This window comes from Pseudomonas sp. XS1P51, assembly GCF_054897845.1.
In genome coordinates, this window is the sequence record NZ_CM142707.1 from 5,017,534 (window position 1) to 5,035,854 (window position 18,321).

10 protein-coding genes and 3 rRNA genes are annotated in these 18,321 nt (G+C 57.4%); 9 read left to right on the top strand and 4 right to left on the bottom strand.

Annotated features, from left to right (window positions below):
- Positions 1 to 116 precede the first annotated feature (116 nt).
- The 5 genes from ACYZUD_RS23270 to ACYZUD_RS23290 all read left to right on the top strand — a co-directional run bounded on the left by ACYZUD_RS23270 (position 117) and on the right by ACYZUD_RS23290 (position 7,116).
- Complete coding sequence (locus ACYZUD_RS23270) at positions 117 to 827, top strand: GntR family transcriptional regulator (RefSeq protein WP_462020335.1); 711 nt, start codon at positions 117 to 119, stop codon at positions 825 to 827.
- 661 nt (positions 828 to 1,488) lie between these two features.
- The gene (locus ACYZUD_RS23275; protein WP_462020336.1) at positions 1,489 to 2,265 is read left to right on the top strand and encodes a DUF3050 domain-containing protein; all 777 of its coding nucleotides are present in this window, start codon (positions 1,489 to 1,491) and stop codon (positions 2,263 to 2,265) included.
- Complete coding sequence (locus ACYZUD_RS23280; protein ID WP_462020337.1) at positions 2,262 to 3,191, top strand: diiron oxygenase; 930 nt, start codon at positions 2,262 to 2,264, stop codon at positions 3,189 to 3,191. Before ACYZUD_RS23275 ends, ACYZUD_RS23280 begins: the two co-directional genes overlap by 4 nt.
- A gap of 13 nt (positions 3,192 to 3,204) precedes the next feature.
- Complete coding sequence (locus tag ACYZUD_RS23285; protein WP_462020338.1) at positions 3,205 to 6,621, top strand: amino acid adenylation domain-containing protein; 3,417 nt, start codon at positions 3,205 to 3,207, stop codon at positions 6,619 to 6,621.
- 27 nt (positions 6,622 to 6,648) lie between these two features.
- Positions 6,649 to 7,116: an SRPBCC family protein gene (locus ACYZUD_RS23290; RefSeq protein WP_462020339.1), complete on the top strand. Its 468-nt coding sequence runs from the start codon at positions 6,649 to 6,651 to the stop codon at positions 7,114 to 7,116.
- A 155-nt stretch (positions 7,117 to 7,271) separates the two neighbouring features.
- Here the strand turns inward: ACYZUD_RS23290 and ACYZUD_RS23295 are convergent, their stop codons facing one another.
- Positions 7,272 to 9,152: a methyl-accepting chemotaxis protein gene (locus ACYZUD_RS23295; RefSeq protein ID WP_462020340.1), complete on the bottom strand. Its 1,881-nt coding sequence runs from the start codon at positions 9,150 to 9,152 to the stop codon at positions 7,272 to 7,274.
- A gap of 303 nt (positions 9,153 to 9,455) precedes the next feature.
- Between ACYZUD_RS23295 and ACYZUD_RS23300 the strand changes: the two genes are divergently transcribed.
- From ACYZUD_RS23300 to ACYZUD_RS23315, 4 genes are all read left to right on the top strand, one after another.
- Positions 9,456 to 9,956 carry a sigma-70 family RNA polymerase sigma factor gene (locus tag ACYZUD_RS23300; protein WP_462020341.1) on the top strand — a complete coding sequence of 167 codons (501 nt, stop codon included), beginning with the start codon at positions 9,456 to 9,458 and terminating at the stop codon, positions 9,954 to 9,956.
- The gene (locus ACYZUD_RS23305) at positions 9,956 to 10,969 is read left to right on the top strand and encodes a FecR domain-containing protein (protein WP_462020342.1); all 1,014 of its coding nucleotides are present in this window, start codon (positions 9,956 to 9,958) and stop codon (positions 10,967 to 10,969) included. The genes ACYZUD_RS23300 and ACYZUD_RS23305 overlap by 1 nt, the downstream gene beginning before the upstream one ends.
- A gap of 88 nt (positions 10,970 to 11,057) precedes the next feature.
- Positions 11,058 to 13,559: a TonB-dependent siderophore receptor gene (locus ACYZUD_RS23310; protein WP_462020343.1), complete on the top strand. Its 2,502-nt coding sequence runs from the start codon at positions 11,058 to 11,060 to the stop codon at positions 13,557 to 13,559.
- Positions 13,560 to 13,631: 72 nt separating this feature from the next.
- Positions 13,632 to 14,807 carry a PepSY-associated TM helix domain-containing protein gene (locus ACYZUD_RS23315; RefSeq protein WP_462020344.1) on the top strand — a complete coding sequence of 392 codons (1,176 nt, stop codon included), beginning with the start codon at positions 13,632 to 13,634 and terminating at the stop codon, positions 14,805 to 14,807.
- Positions 14,808 to 14,896: 89 nt separating this feature from the next.
- On the opposite strand, the gene rrf (ACYZUD_RS23320) is transcribed toward ACYZUD_RS23315, so the two are convergent.
- The 3 genes from rrf (ACYZUD_RS23320) to ACYZUD_RS23330 form a co-directional block, all read right to left on the bottom strand.
- A 5S ribosomal RNA gene (gene rrf, locus ACYZUD_RS23320) occupies positions 14,897 to 15,012 on the bottom strand.
- A gap of 107 nt (positions 15,013 to 15,119) precedes the next feature.
- Positions 15,120 to 15,235: ribosomal RNA gene (gene rrf, locus ACYZUD_RS23325) — 5S ribosomal RNA — on the bottom strand.
- Positions 15,236 to 15,390: 155 nt separating this feature from the next.
- Positions 15,391 to 18,282 (bottom strand): 23S ribosomal RNA (locus ACYZUD_RS23330).
- Positions 18,283 to 18,321: the final 39 nt, after the last annotated feature.

Here is an 18,321-nt window from a genome sequence, read left to right on the forward strand (position 1 = left end):
ATCACGGGCGACGCGCTAAACTTAACCTGGTCTTCTACATGGTTTGACAACCTGTACAACAATAACTAGTGTCCTTTGGATCCAATATTCATCACAGTCAATCAGGGTGCGTTGTAGTGACACAGAAGCCCAACCCTCTCAGCAGTATCAAGGTCAACGGGCCGATTCCCGCTCATCTGGCACGCTCAGTGATCGAAGAGACCCTGCGTGCAGCCATTCTCGACGGACGTATCCCCTGCGGCACCGCGCTTCGTCAGCAAGACCTGGCCGACCTGTTCGGGGTCAGCCGCATGCCGGTTCGCGAAGCCTTGCGCCAGCTCGAAGCGCAATCGCTGCTCAACGTGGTGGCTCACAAAGGTGCGGTCGTCGCACCGTTGGTTCAGGGCGATGCCGTCGAAACCTACGCGCTGCGGATCCTGTTGGAGTCCGAAGCCCTGCGCTTGTCGATCCCGTTGCTCACCCTCGAGGATTTTGAACAGGCTGCCCGCTACATCGACGAACTGGAAACCGAACTCGACTACACCGAGATCGGCCGGCTCAATCGCCTGTTTCACATGTCGCTGTACAGCAAGGCACCGAACCGGCGGCTGTTGAGGCTGGTGGAAGATGGCCTGAACGAAGAGGAACGCTTCCTGCGTTTCAACCTGGAAGCCATGGGCCTGGGCAAACTGTCCCAGGAAGATCACCGGGCGCTGTTGCGGGCCGTGGAAGATCGCGACATCGAACGTTCGGTGCAGATGCTTGAACATCACCTCAATCGGGGCGTTGAAGTCATCACGCGCTACCTCGACAGCCCTGAAGCACAAAGTAACAAAACCTCGAAATAGACCGCTGCGGCAAGCCTGACGAGCAGATCGACCTGCTTTTCTTCGCTTGCCGCGCCCGCGCGCCCTCTCCAAAGCCCTGCTTTGCTCGCCCCCAAACTCGAAAATGGCACCGACCCCATGATGCGTCGGAGATAGCGGCTGCCTTGAATTACGCTCACTCTTGGGTTGCCAACGAATAATGAACGGGCGACACGCCGCACGAGCGGTGCAGTCGCCCGCACCAAGAACCTACGGAAGGAGTCTTGCCACGGGAAAGGAAGCATCGGCGTCCCGGCCAACTTCCACCCCTCAGACCACATTAACGATCACCCTTAGAAAGTTGCTTCGAGTGAGGCATTCACTCTTTATTTCGATTTCGACTTATATAAGCCGGAAGGAGCAACTACGCCCAAATAAAACTTTACCAGAAAGTCTTATTGGAACTTGTCGCACCCAATAAAGTTAAACTTTAAAATAGTATAAAAATAACTTGCCCAGAACTTTATTCGTGTATTAGCTTTTCTCCGCCGCCAATAGACATTGGCCGCAAGGTCATAACCAAACGACTTACATGCAACTAACTTCGATCAATTCGGTTGAGGCTCCCGTTCATCATTAGAAAACTTTCAGCCTCCACTGCTTATTGATCACACGTCATTTCTGATCACTTATAGGTTCGCCCATGAAATCGAGCAAAGACCGTCTTAATCAGAAGAAAGCAGAACTTAGTGCGCACCCGATCTTTTCTGAAATACATTCGCTTTCGGTACTTCAACGGTTCATGGAGTCCCATGTATTTGCGGTGTGGGACTTCATGTCGCTGACCAAGCGCCTGCAACAGGAGCTGACCTGCGTTCAGTTGCCCTGGCTGCCGCCGCGAGATCCGCAGGCTGCGCGGTTGATCAACGAGATTGTGCTGGGTGAAGAGTCCGATGACCGTCCGTCCCAGGGTCATTACAGCCATTTCGAGTTGTACCTGGATGCGATGCGCGAAGTCGGTGCGAGCACCGTTGCCGTTGAGCGCTTCGTGGCGCTGCAAAAAGAAGGCGTGAGCTATGACGTGGCGTTGCAAAGCGTCGATGTCGATCCGGCAGCCGCGCAGTTCGTGCGCCACACCTTGCATACCGCGCTGCATGCGCCAGGGCACAGCGTGGCGGCGGCGTTTCTGCACGGTCGCGAGAGCGTCATCCCGCAGATGTTCCAGCGGATTCTCGACGATTGGGGTATCGGCATCGAACAGGCGCCGACCTTCCGTTACTACCTGGAACGGCATATCGAAGTCGATTCCGAAGACCACGGCCCGGCGGCGGAAAAACTCCTCGCACGGCTGGTCGATGGCGATCCGCAGCGCGAAGCGGACGTCTACGCCAGCGCCATCGCCGCCGTGGAAAGCCGCATCGCCCTGTGGGACGGCCTGCGTCTGAGCATGAGCGAGCCGATTGCGGAGGTGAACGCATGAACGCCGCCGACTACCAATCCTTCGCCGACGCCTGGGAGAGCCGCGCGACCATCCGCACCCGCCCGCGCCGGGTGCTGGAGAACGACGACAAGCTGATCTATCCCTTGAGCCGCCAGCCGCTGGTGCTGAGCGAAACCTTCCTGCGCGAATGCCCGGAGCAGCGCGACTTCGCGCTGGTGCAGACGCTCTACAAGTTCATCAACGACGTGGTGATTTTCGAAACCGAGATCGTCGACAAAACCGCGCGCAGCATCGCCAAGAATCGCTTCGCCGTGGCGTTCCCGTTCGCCTGCCGCTACGACGCCATGACCGTGGTGGTCGATGAGGATTACCACGCGCTGGTGGCCATGGATTTCATGCAACAGACCGTCGCCATGACGGGCATCACGCCCATCGACCTGCCGGATGAAATCGAACTGAGCCGAGCAATTCCGGCGGCCGTGGCGCTGGCACCGGAACACTTGCGCAGCGCCGTGGAATTGATTTGCGTGGCCATCGCCGAGAACACCGTGACCGGTGATGTGGCGGCGTTCGCCAAGGACGACACGGTCAAGCAGTCGATCAAGGGCCTGATGGCCGACCACTTGCTCGACGAAGGTCGCCACTCCGGGTTCTGGTCCCGACTGGTGCGCATCTACTGGCACACCGCGAGCGAAGACGACCGCCAGTGCGTCGCGCAGATCCTGCCGGTGTTCATCGGCCATTACCTGACCAACGACATCCAGAAATCGTTCGACTTCCGGCTGATCGAGTCCTTGCAGATCAGCGATGCCGCGCGCCGCGCACTCAAGAGCGAAGTCTCGGGGCTGGCGTTCCCGATCAACCGCCATCACCCGCTGGTCGCCAACATCGTGCGGTTTTTCCGCAGCAGCTCGCTGCTCGATTCGCCGTGCGTGCAAGAAGCCCTGAGCGACTACCTGGTTTAACGAGGAGCACATCATGAGACGTCTCGACATTCTGCTCATTGGGCAGAGCCAGGCCTTGACCGACCTGGCGCTGGAACTCGAACAACACGGTCATTCGCTAGTACGGATGACGGCCCTCGACGAGCAGCCATTGGGCAACGCTGATTTGCTGATCGACGACGGCAGCCTGCCGTTTCAGCCGTCGGGCGATGCACCGCGACTGACGCTGCAGCTCGGTGTCGGCGTGCCGCAAGCGCCTGGTTTGCCGCCGCTGGACCTGCTGTGCCGGTACGGTACGGCGTTGCACACTCGCGTGCCAATTGCCGACGAACCTTCGGGCAACGGCCAGGCGCTGCGACTGCGAGCGGTGACGGAACTGGTGGACCACGTGGCGCTGCTGGTCAGTCGCTTTTCCCGGGACGCCGAGTATTTTCTGCTCGCCACGCCTGCGACTGCCGTTCACTTCGAGCAGGTGGAAAGTCTGCTGTTTCTTGAACGCCAGGCCTTCGTCCATCAACTCAATGCGACCGCTGAGCCCCGGCTGCTGAAACTCGGTCAGGTTCCGATGATCGAGCGCCTTGAGCAGCGCTTCATCCAGTCTGCCAAGCGACCGGCGCTGAACGTTGCCGGCACGTCCCTTAGCTATCGCGAACTGCATGCCCTGAGCCGCGCCGTTCAGCAGCGTTTGCAGCCCTTGCTCGATCAGCATGAAGGACGATTGGTGGTCGGAATCTGCCTGCCGAAATGCAGCGCACTGTATGCGGGAATCCTGGCCATCCTCGGCAGCGGCGCGGTGTACCTGCCGTTGGAGCCAAGCCATCCGCTGCAACGTCAGCAGTACATTTTGTCCAATGCCGGCGCGGTGTTGCTGCTGCATGACGGGCAGCATCCGCTGGCCGCCGAGATGCCGAGCCTGGACATCAGTTGCATCGACATCGATGACGTCGATCTCGGTCAGCCCTTGATACGCCAACGTCCCGATCTCGACGCGCCGTGCATGGCGCTCTACACCTCGGGCACCACCGGCCATCCCAAAGGCGTGTTGCTTAGTCAGGCCAATCTCGCCCACTTCACTGCGTGGTACGCCGACTATGTACAGCTGACCGAACAGAGTCGGGTGTTGCAGTTTTCGTCGTTGAGTTTCGACTCGTCGCTGATCGATATTTTCCCGACCCTGCTTCAAGGCGCCGAGCTGATCGTACCCAGTGACGATCAGCGTCGCGACCCGTTGCAACTGGTCGAACTGATCCGCCACCAGCAACTGAGCCATGCCTTTTTGCCGCCAGCATTGCTGAGCATTCTGCCGCTGGATCAATTGCAGTGCCTGGATCACGTGATGACCGGCGGCGATGTCTGCGAGCCCTATGTCATCCAGCAACTGACCCGCCAGGGCAAGCTCTACAACCTCTATGGCCCCACCGAAGCCACCGTGCTGATCACTGCGCGACGTCTTCAGGCCGGTGACAATAATCGGACCCTCGGCGCACCGATTGCCAACAGTCAGGTGCTGATTCTCGATGAGGATTTTCAACCGGTGGCCGAACAGTCTGTCGGCGAGTTGTACATCGTCGGGCCGGGCGTGTGCCTGGGTTACCTGAACAACCCGCAGCAGACCGCCGAACGTTATCTGAACCTGAGCCTGCCGAATGGCCAGAGCCTGCGCGCCTACCGCACCGGCGACATGGCGAAGTGGACCATGGACGGCATCGAGCTGTGCGGGCGGCGAGACAACCAGGTGAAAATTCGCGGCTTTCGGGTCGAACCGGAAGAGATCGAACGCTGCCTGCGCGACAGTCAGTTGTACCGCCAGGTTGCGGTCGTCATCGACAGCCAACGGCGGATTCTGGCGTTCCTCGCCCAGCCCCAGGAGGATCAACCCGGCACCGCTCGCGAAGCGCTGAAAGCGCACGCCGTTCAGTTTCTGCCGGATTACATGCAACCCATTGCATGGACCGAATTGACGAACATGCCGTTCGCCAGCAACGGCAAAGTCGATCGCAAGGCGCTGCTGGAATTGCCCGTCAGCGTTACCGAAAACACCTCGCGACGCTTGCCCGCCAGTGCCGATGAAGCGCTGCTGCTGGAGATCTGGGCCGAGCTGCTGGAGCTGCCGGCCAGTGACATTTCCACCGACGAAAGTTTCTTCAATCTGGGCGGCCACTCGATCCTGCTGTCGCGCATGCTCCTGCGCTTGCGTGAGGAATTCGGCCGCAGCATCTCGATCAATCGCTTCATCGAACTGCCGACCATCGCGAAACTGGCGACGCTGGTGCGTGGCTCCGGCACCGAAGAAGTGCTGAGCGAGCAGGCCATGGCGGATGCCTTCCGCGAACTGGAGGTGCAGCCGCTGCCGGTCAGCCGCATGGGCGATGTACACAAGGTGATCGTCACCGGCGCCAACAGTTTTGTTGGCGTGCACATCGTCGAGGCGCTGTTGGCCTGGGGCGCCAGCGAAGTCGCCTGCCTGGTGCGCGACGGCGGTGGGCAATCGGCGGCCGAACGCTTCGCTCACGCGCTGCGGGAGAACCGTCTGGAACATCTGGACCTGAGCCGGGTGCAGGTTTACGCGGCGGATATCACACGCCCGTCGCTGGGGCTCGAAATGGATGTTTACGAGCGCCTGGATCGCGAGTTCGGCGCGCTGGTGCACAACGCTGCCAACGTCAATCACGTCCTCGATTACGAGTCGCTGGCGCGGGACAACGTCGAGCCGATCTTCGAGTGCCTGCGATTGTGCGAAGGGCGCAGCAAAAAGATCTTCAACTTCGTCTCGACGCTTTCGGCTTCCAGCACGATTTCCGCCGATGGCCGAGTGCTTGAGTTGCCTGCCGCACAGACCCCGCCGATCTACATCAAGAACGGCTACAACCTGTCCAAGTGGGTGGGCGAACGCATCCTCGAACGGGCTCGTGAACGTGGGGTTCGGGTCAATCTGTATCGCCCCGGCAACATCAGTTTCAACAGCCTCACCGGCGTCTGCCAACCCCACAAGAATCGTTTGATGCTGATGCTCAAGGGCTCGATCCAGCTCGGTCAGGTACCGGAATTCGCGCTGAATTTCGACCTGATGCCGGTGGATTTTCTGGCCCGTTTCATTGCCTTCCACGCCAGCCGTTATCAACCCGAAAAAGCCGTGTTCAACCTGCACAACCCCGAGCCCTTGAGCTGGGACGCCTACGTGGGGTCATTTCGCGAAGCCGGCCGGGAATTTTCCATGGTCAGCGTCGCTGACTGGCAGCAGCAACTGGGCCGGGTCGACAGCGACAACGCGTTGTTCGGCGTACTCGGTTTCTACCTCAACGGCTTCGAGGAAGACATCGGCGACATCTCGATGATCGGCCACGACAACGCCCAGGCCGGCGTGCGCCAGATGGGCGCGCACTACCCGAAAAAATCCCCGGCACTGCTGCGTCGCGGTTGCGACTACCTCAAAGAAATCAATTTCATCTGATTCACTCAAACCCAATGGAGCAAGACCATGAGCACTCTGCAACCCGATACCCTGATCAAAAACCCTCAAGGCTGCCACGTCGTGTCTTCGGTGGATGTACCGGCAGAAGCCGCGAAAGTCTGGGCCGTGGTCGGCAACTTTGCTGGCTTCGACCAATTCATTCCGGCGCTGTCGCATATCGAGATGACGGGGGAGGGCGTTTCGTCCCTGCGCAAGAAGTTCTTCAAGGACGGCAACCTGGTCGTCGAGCAGCTGAACTCGCGGGATGACCAGGCGTTGAACATGACATGGACCACAATCTTCAACACGCTGGGCGTGGCCAATTTGTGGGCGGCGATGAGTGTTGAACCGCTGGGAGCGGACACGTCCCGTGCGACCTGGACCATCATTGCCGAACCGGCTCAGGGGGGTGCCGAAGCATTGCCGGGCTTCAAGGATTTCGTGCAGGGGTTTGCCGATGATGCGATGAACAATGTACTGAAGCTGTTTGTGTAAGGCGTTAGTTCAACGGCGACTGATCCACCGCATTCGCGAGCAGGCTCGCTCCCACAAGGGTTTGCAGTCGTTCACACATATTGTGATCACGCAAAATCAATTGTGGGAGCGAGCCTGCTCGCGATTGAACGATAACGCGGTCCAGCTGACTTCAATCAGATCTTGAAGCTATCAACCAACTGCTTCAACCGATTAGCCTGCAACGACAACGCATCGCAATCCTTCAACGTTTCATTGAGGTTCGCCACGCTCTGCTGGTTCAGCAGATTGATCTGATTGACGTCCACATTCAGGGTTTCCACCACCGCAGTCTGCTCTTCGGTGGCCGCCGCCACCGACTGGTTCATGCCATCGATTTCGCCAATGCGCTGGGTCACGCTGACCAACCGCAGGCCAGCCTGGTTCGCCACTTCAACGGTCTCTTCGCTGGAAACCTGACTGGCATTCATCGTCGTCACCGCTTCGCGAGAACCGACCTGCAGCGAGGTGATCATCTTATGGATCTCCTCGGCCGATTCCTGCGTGCGATGGGCCAGGTTACGCACCTCATCCGCTACCACCGCAAAACCACGACCGGCTTCACCGGCACGGGCCGCTTCGATGGCCGCGTTGAGTGCCAGCAAATTGGTCTGCTGAGAGATGCCCTTGATCACATCCAGAATGTGCCCGATGTTGTCGGTGCTGGCGTTCAGGGTTTCGATCTGTGTGCACGACAGGCTGATTTTCTGCGACAGCTCGGTCATGGCCAGAATGGTTTTTTCCACCACCTGACGACCGTCGTCCGCCTGCTCACTCGCGCCACTGGCGTGCTGCGAAGCATCGGCGGCATTGCGGGCGATTTCCTGGGTGGCGGCGCCCAATTGGTTGATCGCCGCAGCCACGCTGTTGGTGCGCGCACTTTGCTCGTCGGAGCCGATGATCGAGGCGTTGGACGATGCCATCACCCGTTGCGACAGGTCATGGACCTGACGGGTCGCCGACGACACTTCGGAAATCGACGCGTGTATCCGCTCCACAAACTGGTTGAACGAACCGCCCAGCTCACCGAATTCATCTTTGCTTTCCACGGCCAGACGATGGGTCAGGTCGCCTTCACCTTGGGCGATGTCCTGCATCGCTCGGCCCATGGTGGTCAGCGGACGCATCAGCACGTTGATCAACAGGCTCAGCAGCACGGCAATGGCGGCCACGGCGATGAACATCGCGATCAGCGCCGAAGTGCGGAACTGGCTCAGTGGCGCGTAGGCCTTGTCCTTGTCGATCGACAGACCGATGAACCACGCGGCATTCGGCAAACCGCTCACCGGGGTGAACGAGAGGATGCGGTCCTGATTGTTCAGGGTGACTTCCCGGTTACCCTTCTCGATGCGTACACCGGCGTTGGGGTAGATGTCCTTCAGGTTTTTCATCACCTGGTCTTTGTCCGGGCTGACGATTACCTGGCCGTCGGCGCTGACCAGAAACGCATGACCGATGCCGCCGAAGTCCACCGAGTTGATGATCTTCACCAGGGTTTCCAGGCTCAGGTCACCGCCCACCACGCCGAGCAACTCGCCGTACTTTTTCACCGGCATGGCAATGGTCACCACCAGGCCACCGACGGCGGCCTGGTACGGCGGGGTCAGCATGGTTTTGTCGGCGGCAACGGCTTGCTTGTACCAGGGACGCTGACGCGGATCGTAGCCGTCCGGCATCTTCGCATCAGGGCGCTGAGTGAATACGCCATTGACCTGGCCGACGTAGGTGAACTGGAAGTTCGAGGTGAGAGCCGGTTGATCGACGAGCCCGGCAAGGTCTGCATTGGCGCCTTGATGGGCGACGTTTTGCGCGAGGTTTTCCAGCACCAGCACGCGGCCGCTCATCCAGTTCTGCACGCTGCTGGCGGTCAGGTCACCGGCCTGCTGGACGGAGGACTCCAGGTTTTGCCGGATGGTATTTCGCTGCAGATAGTCGTTGTACAACGTGAACAATGCAAAAGCCACCACCACGACGCCGGAGGCGGCCAACAGGATTTTATGGCTGAACTTGAGATTCATTTCATGGGACTTCTTATGCAGAAAGTGGGGATGCGTTCCGGGTTGCAACATTCCATGTACAGCTCAAGCGGCTCCCAGTGGTCGCTCTACTTTGGTGCACGCATGTCTCGTCAGGCTGTCGGCACAGAAGGAATAAATCTTAGGGAATGCCCGGCATTCCCCTCAAATACCCGCCGAACGTCGTGCTAGAGCATCTGAGTAGCATTTTTGTGATGACGGTTGTTCGAACGGCAGTTGCAAATTCGCCACCCCTTGATGACAATGCGACTAATTATCATTTGTGACGTCCAGGCTGTTACGTTCATGTCCTCACCTGAGTTTGCAGTACAGGCGCTTTACAGTAGCCATCACGGTTGGCTCAACACATGGCTGCGCGCGCGACTGGGCAATGCCGCCGATGCGGCGGACCTGGCTCAGGACACCTTCGTCCGTTTGCTGCAACGAACCGAACGCCTGGAACTCAAGGCTCCCCGCGCGTTTTTGCGGACCATCGCCCGTGGACTGGTCATCGACCATTGGCGCCGTGAAGAAATCGAGCGCGCCTACCTGGAAACCATCGCCCATTTGCCCGAGGCCGAAACACCGAGCGCCGAGGCCCGGGCGCTGGTGCTTGAATTGCTGGAAAGCATCGCCCGCATGCTCGAAGGATTGAAGCCGAAAGTGCGTCAGGCCTTTCTGCTCGCCCAGTGCGAAGGACTCACCCACAAACAGATCGCCGAGCAGATGGGGTTGTCCCTGCGTTCGGTGGAGCGCTATGTCGCAGAAGCGCTCTATCACTGCTATGTCTTGCGGTATGAAGCGTGATGCCTGTGGATAACGTGTCACTGAACCGACGCGCAGAACCTCATCAGCAGGTGGTCAAACAGGCCATCCATTGGCTGCTGCGGTTACGTAACAACTCGACCAATCCGAGGCTGCGTCAGCAATGCGAGGTCTGGCGGGCGGAGCACCATGAACACGAGTTGGCCTGGCAACGGGTGCAGTCACTGCAAGCCGAGTTGAGCAGCAATTTGCGGGGGGTGCCCGGCGCTCAGGTCGCTTTCAACACGCTGGAAAATAGCGCTCAGGGCCTGGGACGGCGCCAAGCCCTGAAGTTGCTGTCGGGCGCGTTGCTGATGGGTTCGGCGGCCTGGCTAGGCAAGGATGTAGTGGGTTGGCAACAGTGGACCGCCGACTTCGCCACCGCCACGGGCGAGCGCCGTGGGTTCCAGTTACCGGATGGCACGCGCCTGGAATTGAACACCGCCAGTGCGGTGGACCTGGATTACACCGCGCAGCAGCGACTGATCAAACTGACCCGCGGCGAAATCATCGTGACGTGCGGCGGGATCGACGAAGGATCTTCGTTTGATCGACCGTTACGCGTGCAAAGTCGCCACGGTGTGTATGAGGGCGTGGCCGCACGCTTTATCCTCCGTCAGGAAGCCGACTGCACACGGCTCAGCGTTACCAGCGGCATGGTGACGATCCATTCACCGCTTCCTGCCGATGGCGTGCCGACTCAAGTTAAGGCCGGGCAGAGCTATTTGATCGATCATCGCCAGGCGAGGTTGGCACCGCCGCCGGACATGGATGCCGGTGCCTGGGTCGACGGCCTGATCGTTACCCGCAACATGCGCCTGGGGGATTTCCTCAATGAAGTCGCACGCTACCGGCACGGTTATCTGACGTGCTCAGCGGACATTGCCGACTTACGACTGTCCGGTGTTTTCCGCCTCGAAAACACCGACAAGCTGCTGGCCATCCTCCCGCAAACCCTGCCGGTGCAACTGCGCTATCGCACCCGCTGGTGGGTGACGCTGGAGCGGCAGGTCTGAATTATTTTTGGCGGGTTTTCCGAGCAAGACCGGCTTAGTCAGTAAGCACTTCAACTCTGACTTCAGCGACTTCCTACGGAAACCTACAATGATTGTGCGCGCCACGAGTAAGAACCCTCCTATTTTCACTGCAGATTTGGGCATTTTGCGCCACGCTGTTCGGGCTGCGATGTTCTCAACCGCTCTGAGTGTCGGCTTGTTGCCGACACTTGGTCTGGCAGCGCAAAGCAGCGAAGTCAGCAGCCACCGCTACAACATCAGCGCCGGGCCATTGAGCGATGTACTCAACCGGTTTGCGCGCGAGGCAGGCATCACGCTGTCGACGACGCCTTCGCAAACCGGTGGTCTTCAGTCACCCGGCGTGCAGGGTGATTACTCGGTGGATCAGGCATTGAGCCATTTACTCAGCGGCTCTGGCCTGGAGGCAGTGAGCCAGGACGGCGGGAGTTATGTGCTGCGACCTGTCGCCGAAACCGAAGCGCTGGCACTGCCCACCACTGACATCAAAGGCTTTGCCCTCGGTAACGCGCTGGGCAGCATGGACGGTTACAACGCGACTCACAGCCAGATCGCCACCAAAACGAGTACCGCTCTGCTGGAAACGTCGCAAAGCGTGTCGGTGGTCACCCGTGAGCAAATGGACGATCAGGGTTCACAAACCGTGTCCCAGGCGATGCGCTACACCCCCGGCGTGCTGACCAACCCTTACGGCGCAACCCACCGCTATGACTACGTGGCCATGCGCGGTTTCAACGACGGCTCGGTGGATAACATCTACCTCGATGGCCTCAAATCCATGGGTGACAGCGGTACCTACAGCACCATGCAGGTGGACCCGTATTTCCTCGAGCGCGTGGATATTCTCAAAGGGCCATCATCCGTGCTCTACGGTCGCAGCTCACCCGGTGGCCTGGTGGCGTTGACCAGCAAGAAGCCGCTCTACGAGGCCTATCATCAGGTCCAAGCGACGGTGGGGACCCAAGGCCAACGCGGCATGGGTTTCGACTTCAGCGGCCCGTTGGATGATGACAAACGCATTGCCTATCGCCTGACTGGCTTGGCGGATCAGTCCGACACACAGTTCGACCACAACAAGGAAAAGCGCTTCGCTCTCGCGCCGACTGTGAGCATCGACTTCACCGAAGACACCTCGCTGACCCTGCAAGCCTATTTGCAACACGATCCCGACGGCGGCTATCACGGCGGCGTGCCGGCTGACGGCACCCTCCATCAGCGCAATGGCAATCGGATCTCTCCACACTTCTTCGAGGGCGAACCGGACGTTGACGGCTTTCAGCGTGATCAGCAGTCCTTCGGTTATCAGTTCGAGCATCGTTTCAACGACGTCTTCACCGCGCGACAGAACTTTCGTTATCTCGACTCCAAGGTGAAGATCGATCAGGTTTACGCCTATGGCTGGACCACACCCACCAGTAACGAGTTGAATCGCTATTACACCGGTGGCGACGAAAAGCTCCATGCCTTTATCGTCGATAACATGCTGCAAGCCGAGTTCTTCACCGGCGCGACCAAGCACACCGTGCTGATGGGCGCGGACTACCAGCGACGCAAAACGGTGGTCGACTGGACCAGCGGCGGTCTTGCGCCGATCGACGCGTTCAATCCGGTGTATGGCAATTCGGCCATCGACTTCTACAGCCCGACCAGCTATCTGCGTCGTCTGGAACAGACCGGCGTCTACCTGCAAGACCTCATCGAGATGGATAAATGGCGCTTCTCTCTGGGTATGCGCCAGGACTGGGTCGAAACCTCCGATGAAAATCGGCTGGCTGAAGCTGGACGCCCCGAAGGCACGGAAATCAGTGACAAACGTACCAAGCTGACAGGGCGAGCGGGGGCGTTGTACCTGTTCGATAACGGCATCGCGCCGTACATCAGCTACTCCGAGTCGTTCAACCCGAACTCCTACGCAGACAGCGCCGGCAATCCCTTGGCTCCGACCGATGGCACCCAGTGGGAAGTGGGCCTGAAGTACCAGCCGCCGGGCACCGACAACTTGTTCACGGCGTCGCTGTTCCGCATCGATCAGGAAAACCTGGCGACCAAACTGCCGCAGGAAAACTTCTATCGCGCCGTAGGCGCTGTCCGCTCTCAAGGTCTGGAACTGGAAGCGCACATGCAGCTGACGGATAACCTGAAAGTGCTCGGCAGCTACACCTTCACCGACATCGAATACTCGAAGTCGATGATCAGCACCTTGAGCACGGCTACCGACGTAATCGAAAACAAGGGCAACTCGCCGACCCAGGCACCGCGGCACATAGCTTCGGTGTGGGCTGACTACAAGTTCGACAGCGCGGCACTCGATGGTCTGCGACTGGGCGGTGGTGTGCGTTATGTCGGCTATAGCTGGGCCGATGCGGAAAACACTATAAAGGTGCCGTCCTACACGTTGTTTGACGCGTCTGTCGGCTATGACCTGGGCAAAGTTGGCTTGAAGGGCGTTGACGTACGCCTGAATGCGAACAACCTGACTAACGAGTCCTACGTGGCCTCCTGTGCCAGCCTGAACTTCTGCTACCTGGGCGAAGAGCGCAACGTCGCCGCTACGGTGAGCTACCAGTTCTAATTATTCGCCATACACAAAAAAGCCAGCACCTGATTTCAGGGGCTGGCTTTGTCGTCTCTGCGGGAAAATTCCATGCGTGCACTTCTGGTTTTACTTCACCGATACATTGGTTTGGCTACCGCTCTTTTCCTGCTGATGGCGGGCATTACCGGGAGCATTCTGGCGTTTAATCATGAGCTGGATGAGTGGCTCAATCCGGGGTTCTATTCAGCGTCTTCCGAAGGTCAGCGTTTGCCCCCTGGCGCCTTGGTCGACGCGCTGCAAACTGAGCACCCGAGGCTGCAAGTCTGGTACATGGAGTACCCGGAAAAGGTTGGACATACGGCGTTGCTGGCGGCGGTGCCGCGCAACGATCCCTCCACCGGACAACCTTTTGCCGAACCTAATCAGGTGTTCTATCTGGATCCGGCGAGTGGTGAGCAAAAGGGGCAACGTTATTGGGGCGCCTGCTGTTTTCAGCATGAGAACTTCATCCCCTTCATTCTTGAGTTCCACTACAACCTGGTACTGCCGGGGAACTGGGGATTGTGGTTGATGGGGCTGGTGGCAATAGCCTGGGTCGTCGATTGTTTCATCGCGCTATGGCTGACCTTTCCACGGGGAAAACCGTTCTGGCAGAAGTGGTCGACGGCCTGGAATATCAAGGGCGGGCATGCCTATCGACTGAACTTCGATCTGCACCGTGCGGGTGGTTTGTGGCTTTGGCTGTTGTTGCTGCCGGTTGCTGTCAGCAGCGTCGCCATGAACCTTCCGAGCCAGGTGTTCAAACCTGCGGTCTCGCTGTTTTCGCCGATTGAACCAAGCGTCTATGAGGCCCGCGGGCGCTTACCTGTCGAGGAATTGGGCGTTACGCGACTGAGTTATCAACAGGCTTATGAACGTGCGCTGCAGGAAGGTCAACGATTAGGGCTGACTACCGCGATAGGGGAATTGTACTACAGCTTTGAGTACAACTTTTATGGAGCGGGTTTTGGGCAACATGATACCGAGGCGCATGGTAAATCCTGGTTGTTCTTCCATGGCTCAGACGGTCGTTTACTGGGGCAAGAGATCGCGGGGCAGGGCACTCTCGGGGAGCGTTTTTATCGACTGCAATTACCGATACATGGTGGACGGATCATTGGTTTCACGGGACAAGTCATGATCGCGGTGTTGGGCATATTGATTGCGGTGTTGTCGGTGACGGGTATCTATATTTGGTGGCGCAAGTTGCTTGCTCGCAGAAGCAGCAAGGCACGCAAAGGATAGCTCACACCTGCTTTCAGATTGAGGTTTTTACAATCCCCCAAAAGACAAAACCCCTGTCTGCGTTAGCAGACAGGGGCTCTGGAATTCAATCTTGACGATGACCTACTCTCACATAGGGAAACCCCACACTACCATCGGCGATGCATCGTTTCACTGCTGAGTTCGGGATGGGATCAGGTGGTTCCAATGCTCTATGGTCGTCAAGAAATTCTGTGACCAGCCCGTTACGTCGGTAACGTGCCAGTAAAATTGGTGACTTCTACTAAAACAAAACCCCTACCTGCATACGCAGATAGGGGTTTCGGAATTTAATCTTGACGATGACCTACTCTCACATGGGGAAACCCCACACTACCATCGGCGATGCATCGTTTCACTGCTGAGTTCGGGATGGGATCAGGTGGTTCCAATGCTCTATGGTCGTCAAGAAATTCGGTAGCCAGTTCGTGTTCTCTTGTGAGATCACGCGCCAGCGAATGGGTATGCGATAGATTTGTGTGTTTGTACTCGAACTTTCGGTTCGTTTCGTCTTCACACACCGCAATCTGGCCTCTTTCGAGTTCACAAATTGCTTGGGTGTTATATGGTCAAGCCTCACGGGCAATTAGTATTGGTTAGCTCAACGCCTCACAGCGCTTACACACCCAACCTATCAACGTCGTAGTCTTCGACGGCCCTTCAGGGGACTCAAGGTCCCAGTGAGATCTCATCTTGAGGCTAGTTTCCCGCTTAGATGCTTTCAGCGGTTATCTATTCCGAACATAGCTACCCGGCAATGCCACTGGCGTGACAACCGGAACACCAGAGGTTCGTCCACTCCGGTCCTCTCGTACTAGGAGCAGCCCCTCTCAAATCTCAAACGTCCACGGCAGATAGGGACCGAACTGTCTCACGACGTTCTAAACCCAGCTCGCGTACCACTTTAAATGGCGAACAGCCATACCCTTGGGACCGGCTTCAGCCCCAGGATGTGATGAGCCGACATCGAGGTGCCAAACACCGCCGTCGATATGAACTCTTGGGCGGTATCAGCCTGTTATCCCCGGAGTACCTTTTATCCGTTGAGCGATGGCCCTTCCATACAGAACCACCGGATCACTAAGACCTACTTTCGTACCTGCTCGACGTGTCTGTCTCGCAGTCAAGCGCGCTTTTGCCTTTATACTCTACGACCGATTTCCGACCGGTCTGAGCGCACCTTCGTACTCCTCCGTTACTCTTTAGGAGGAGACCGCCCCAGTCAAACTACCCACCATACACTGTCCTCGATCCGGATAACGGACCTGAGTTAGAACCTCAAAGTTGCCAGGGTGGTATTTCAAGGTTGGCTCCACGCGAACTGGCGTCCACGCTTCAAAGCCTCCCACCTATCCTACACAAGCAAATTCAAAGTCCAGTGCAAAGCTATAGTAAAGGTTCACGGGGTCTTTCCGTCTAGCCGCGGATACACTGCATCTTCACAGCGATTTCAATTTCACTGAGTCTCGGGTGGAGACAGCGCCGCCATCGTTACGCCATTCGTGCAGGTCGGAACTTACCCGACAAGGAATTTCGCTACCTTAGGACCGTTATAGTTACGGCCGCCGTTTACCGGGGCTTCGATCAAGAGCTTCGCGTTAGCTAACCCCATCAATTAACCTTCCGGCACCGGGCAGGCGTCACACCCTATACGTCCACTTTCGTGTTTGCAGAGTGCTGTGTTTTTAATAAACAGTCGCAGCGGCCTGGTATCTTCGACCGGCATGGGCTTACGCAGTAAATGCTTCACCCTCACCGGCGCACCTTCTCCCGAAGTTACGGTGCCATTTTGCCTAGTTCCTTCACCCGAGTTCTCTCAAGCGCCTTGGTATTCTCTACCCAACCACCTGTGTCGGTTTGGGGTACGGTTCCTGGTTACCTGAAGCTTAGAAGCTTTTCTTGGAAGCATGGCATCAACCACTTCGTGTTCTAAAAGAACACTCGTCATCAGCTCTCGGCCTTAGAATCCCGGATTTACCTAAGATTCCAGCCTACCACCTTAAACTTGGACAACCAACGCCAAGCTGGCCTAGCCTTCTCCGTCCCTCCATCGCAATAACCAGAAGTACAGGAATATTAACCTGTTTTCCATCGACTACGCTTTTCAGCCTCGCCTTAGGGACCGACTAACCCTGCGTCGATTAACGTTGCGCAGGAAACCTTGGTCTTTCGGCGTGGGTGTTTTTCACACCCATTGTCGTTACTCATGTCAGCATTCGCACTTCTGATACCTCCAGCAAGCTTCTCAACTCACCTTCACAGGCTTACAGAACGCTCCTCTACCGCATCACCTAAGTGATACCCGTAGCTTCGGTGTATGGTTTGAGCCCCGTTACATCTTCCGCGCAGGCCGACTCGACTAGTGAGCTATTACGCTTTCTTTAAAGGGTGGCTGCTTCTAAGCCAACCTCCTAGCTGTCTAAGCCTTCCCACATCGTTTCCCACTTAACCATAACTTTGGGACCTTAGCTGACGGTCTGGGTTGTTTCCCTTTTCACGACGGACGTTAGCACCCGCCGTGTGTCTCCCATGCTCGGCACTTGTAGGTATTCGGAGTTTGCATCGGTTTGGTAAGTCGGGATGACCCCCTAGCCGAAACAGTGCTCTACCCCCTACAGTGATACATGAGGCGCTACCTAAATAGCTTTCGAGGAGAACCAGCTATCTCCGAGCTTGATTAGCCTTTCACTCCGATCCACAGGTCATCCGCTAACTTTTCAACGGTAGTCGGTTCGGTCCTCCAGTTAGTGTTACCCAACCTTCAACCTGCCCATGGATAGATCGCCCGGTTTCGGGTCTATTCCCAGCGACTAGACGCCCTATTAAGACTCGCTTTCGCTACGCCTCCCCTATTCGGTTAAGCTCGCCACTGAAAATAAGTCGCTGACCCATTATACAAAAGGTACGCAGTCACCCAACAAAGTGGGCTCCCACTGCTTGTACGCATACGGTTTCAGGATCTATTTCACTCCCCTCTCCGGGGTTCTTTTCGCCTTTCCCTCACGGTACTAGTTCACTATCGGTCAGTCAGTAGTATTTAGCCTTGGAGGATGGTCCCCCCATATTCAGACAAAGTTTCTCGTGCTCCGTCCTACTCGATTTCATGACCAAGAGATTTTCGCGTACAGGGCTATCACCCACTATGGCCGCACTTTCCAGAGCGTTCCGCTAATCTCAAAGCCACTTAAGGGCTAGTCCCCGTTCGCTCGCCACTACTAAGGGAATCTCGGTTGATTTCTTTTCCTCAGGGTACTTAGATGTTTCAGTTCCCCTGGTTCGCTTCTTAAGCCTATGTATTCAGCTTAAGATACCTAACTTATGTTAGGTGGGTTCCCCCATTCAGACATCTCCGGATCAAAGTCTGTTTGCCGACTCCCCGAAGCTTTTCGCAGGCTACCACGTCTTTCATCGCCTCTGACTGCCAAGGCATCCACCGTATGCGCTTCTTCACTTGACCATATAACCCCAAGCAATCTGGTTATACTGTGAAGACGAC

Bases quoted from the DNA above. Each gene is read 5' to 3' on its own strand.
- ACYZUD_RS23310 (WP_462020343.1), top strand. From the start codon at position 11,058: ATGATTGTGCGCGCCACGAGTAAGAACCCTCCTATTTTCACTGCAGAT.
- ACYZUD_RS23290 (WP_462020339.1), top strand. From the start codon at position 6,649: ATGAGCACTCTGCAACCCGATACCCTGATCAAAAACCCTCAAGGCTGC.
- ACYZUD_RS23300 (WP_462020341.1), top strand. From the start codon at position 9,456: ATGTCCTCACCTGAGTTTGCAGTACAGGCGCTTTACAGTAGCCATCAC.
- ACYZUD_RS23315 (WP_462020344.1), top strand. From the start codon at position 13,632: ATGCGTGCACTTCTGGTTTTACTTCACCGATACATTGGTTTGGCTACC.
- ACYZUD_RS23275 (WP_462020336.1), top strand. From the start codon at position 1,489: ATGAAATCGAGCAAAGACCGTCTTAATCAGAAGAAAGCAGAACTTAGT.
- ACYZUD_RS23295 (WP_462020340.1), bottom strand. From the start codon at position 9,152: ATGAATCTCAAGTTCAGCCATAAAATCCTGTTGGCCGCCTCCGGCGTC.
- ACYZUD_RS23305 (WP_462020342.1), top strand. From the start codon at position 9,956: ATGCCTGTGGATAACGTGTCACTGAACCGACGCGCAGAACCTCATCAG.
- ACYZUD_RS23280 (WP_462020337.1), top strand. From the start codon at position 2,262: ATGAACGCCGCCGACTACCAATCCTTCGCCGACGCCTGGGAGAGCCGC.
- ACYZUD_RS23285 (WP_462020338.1), top strand. From the start codon at position 3,205: ATGAGACGTCTCGACATTCTGCTCATTGGGCAGAGCCAGGCCTTGACC.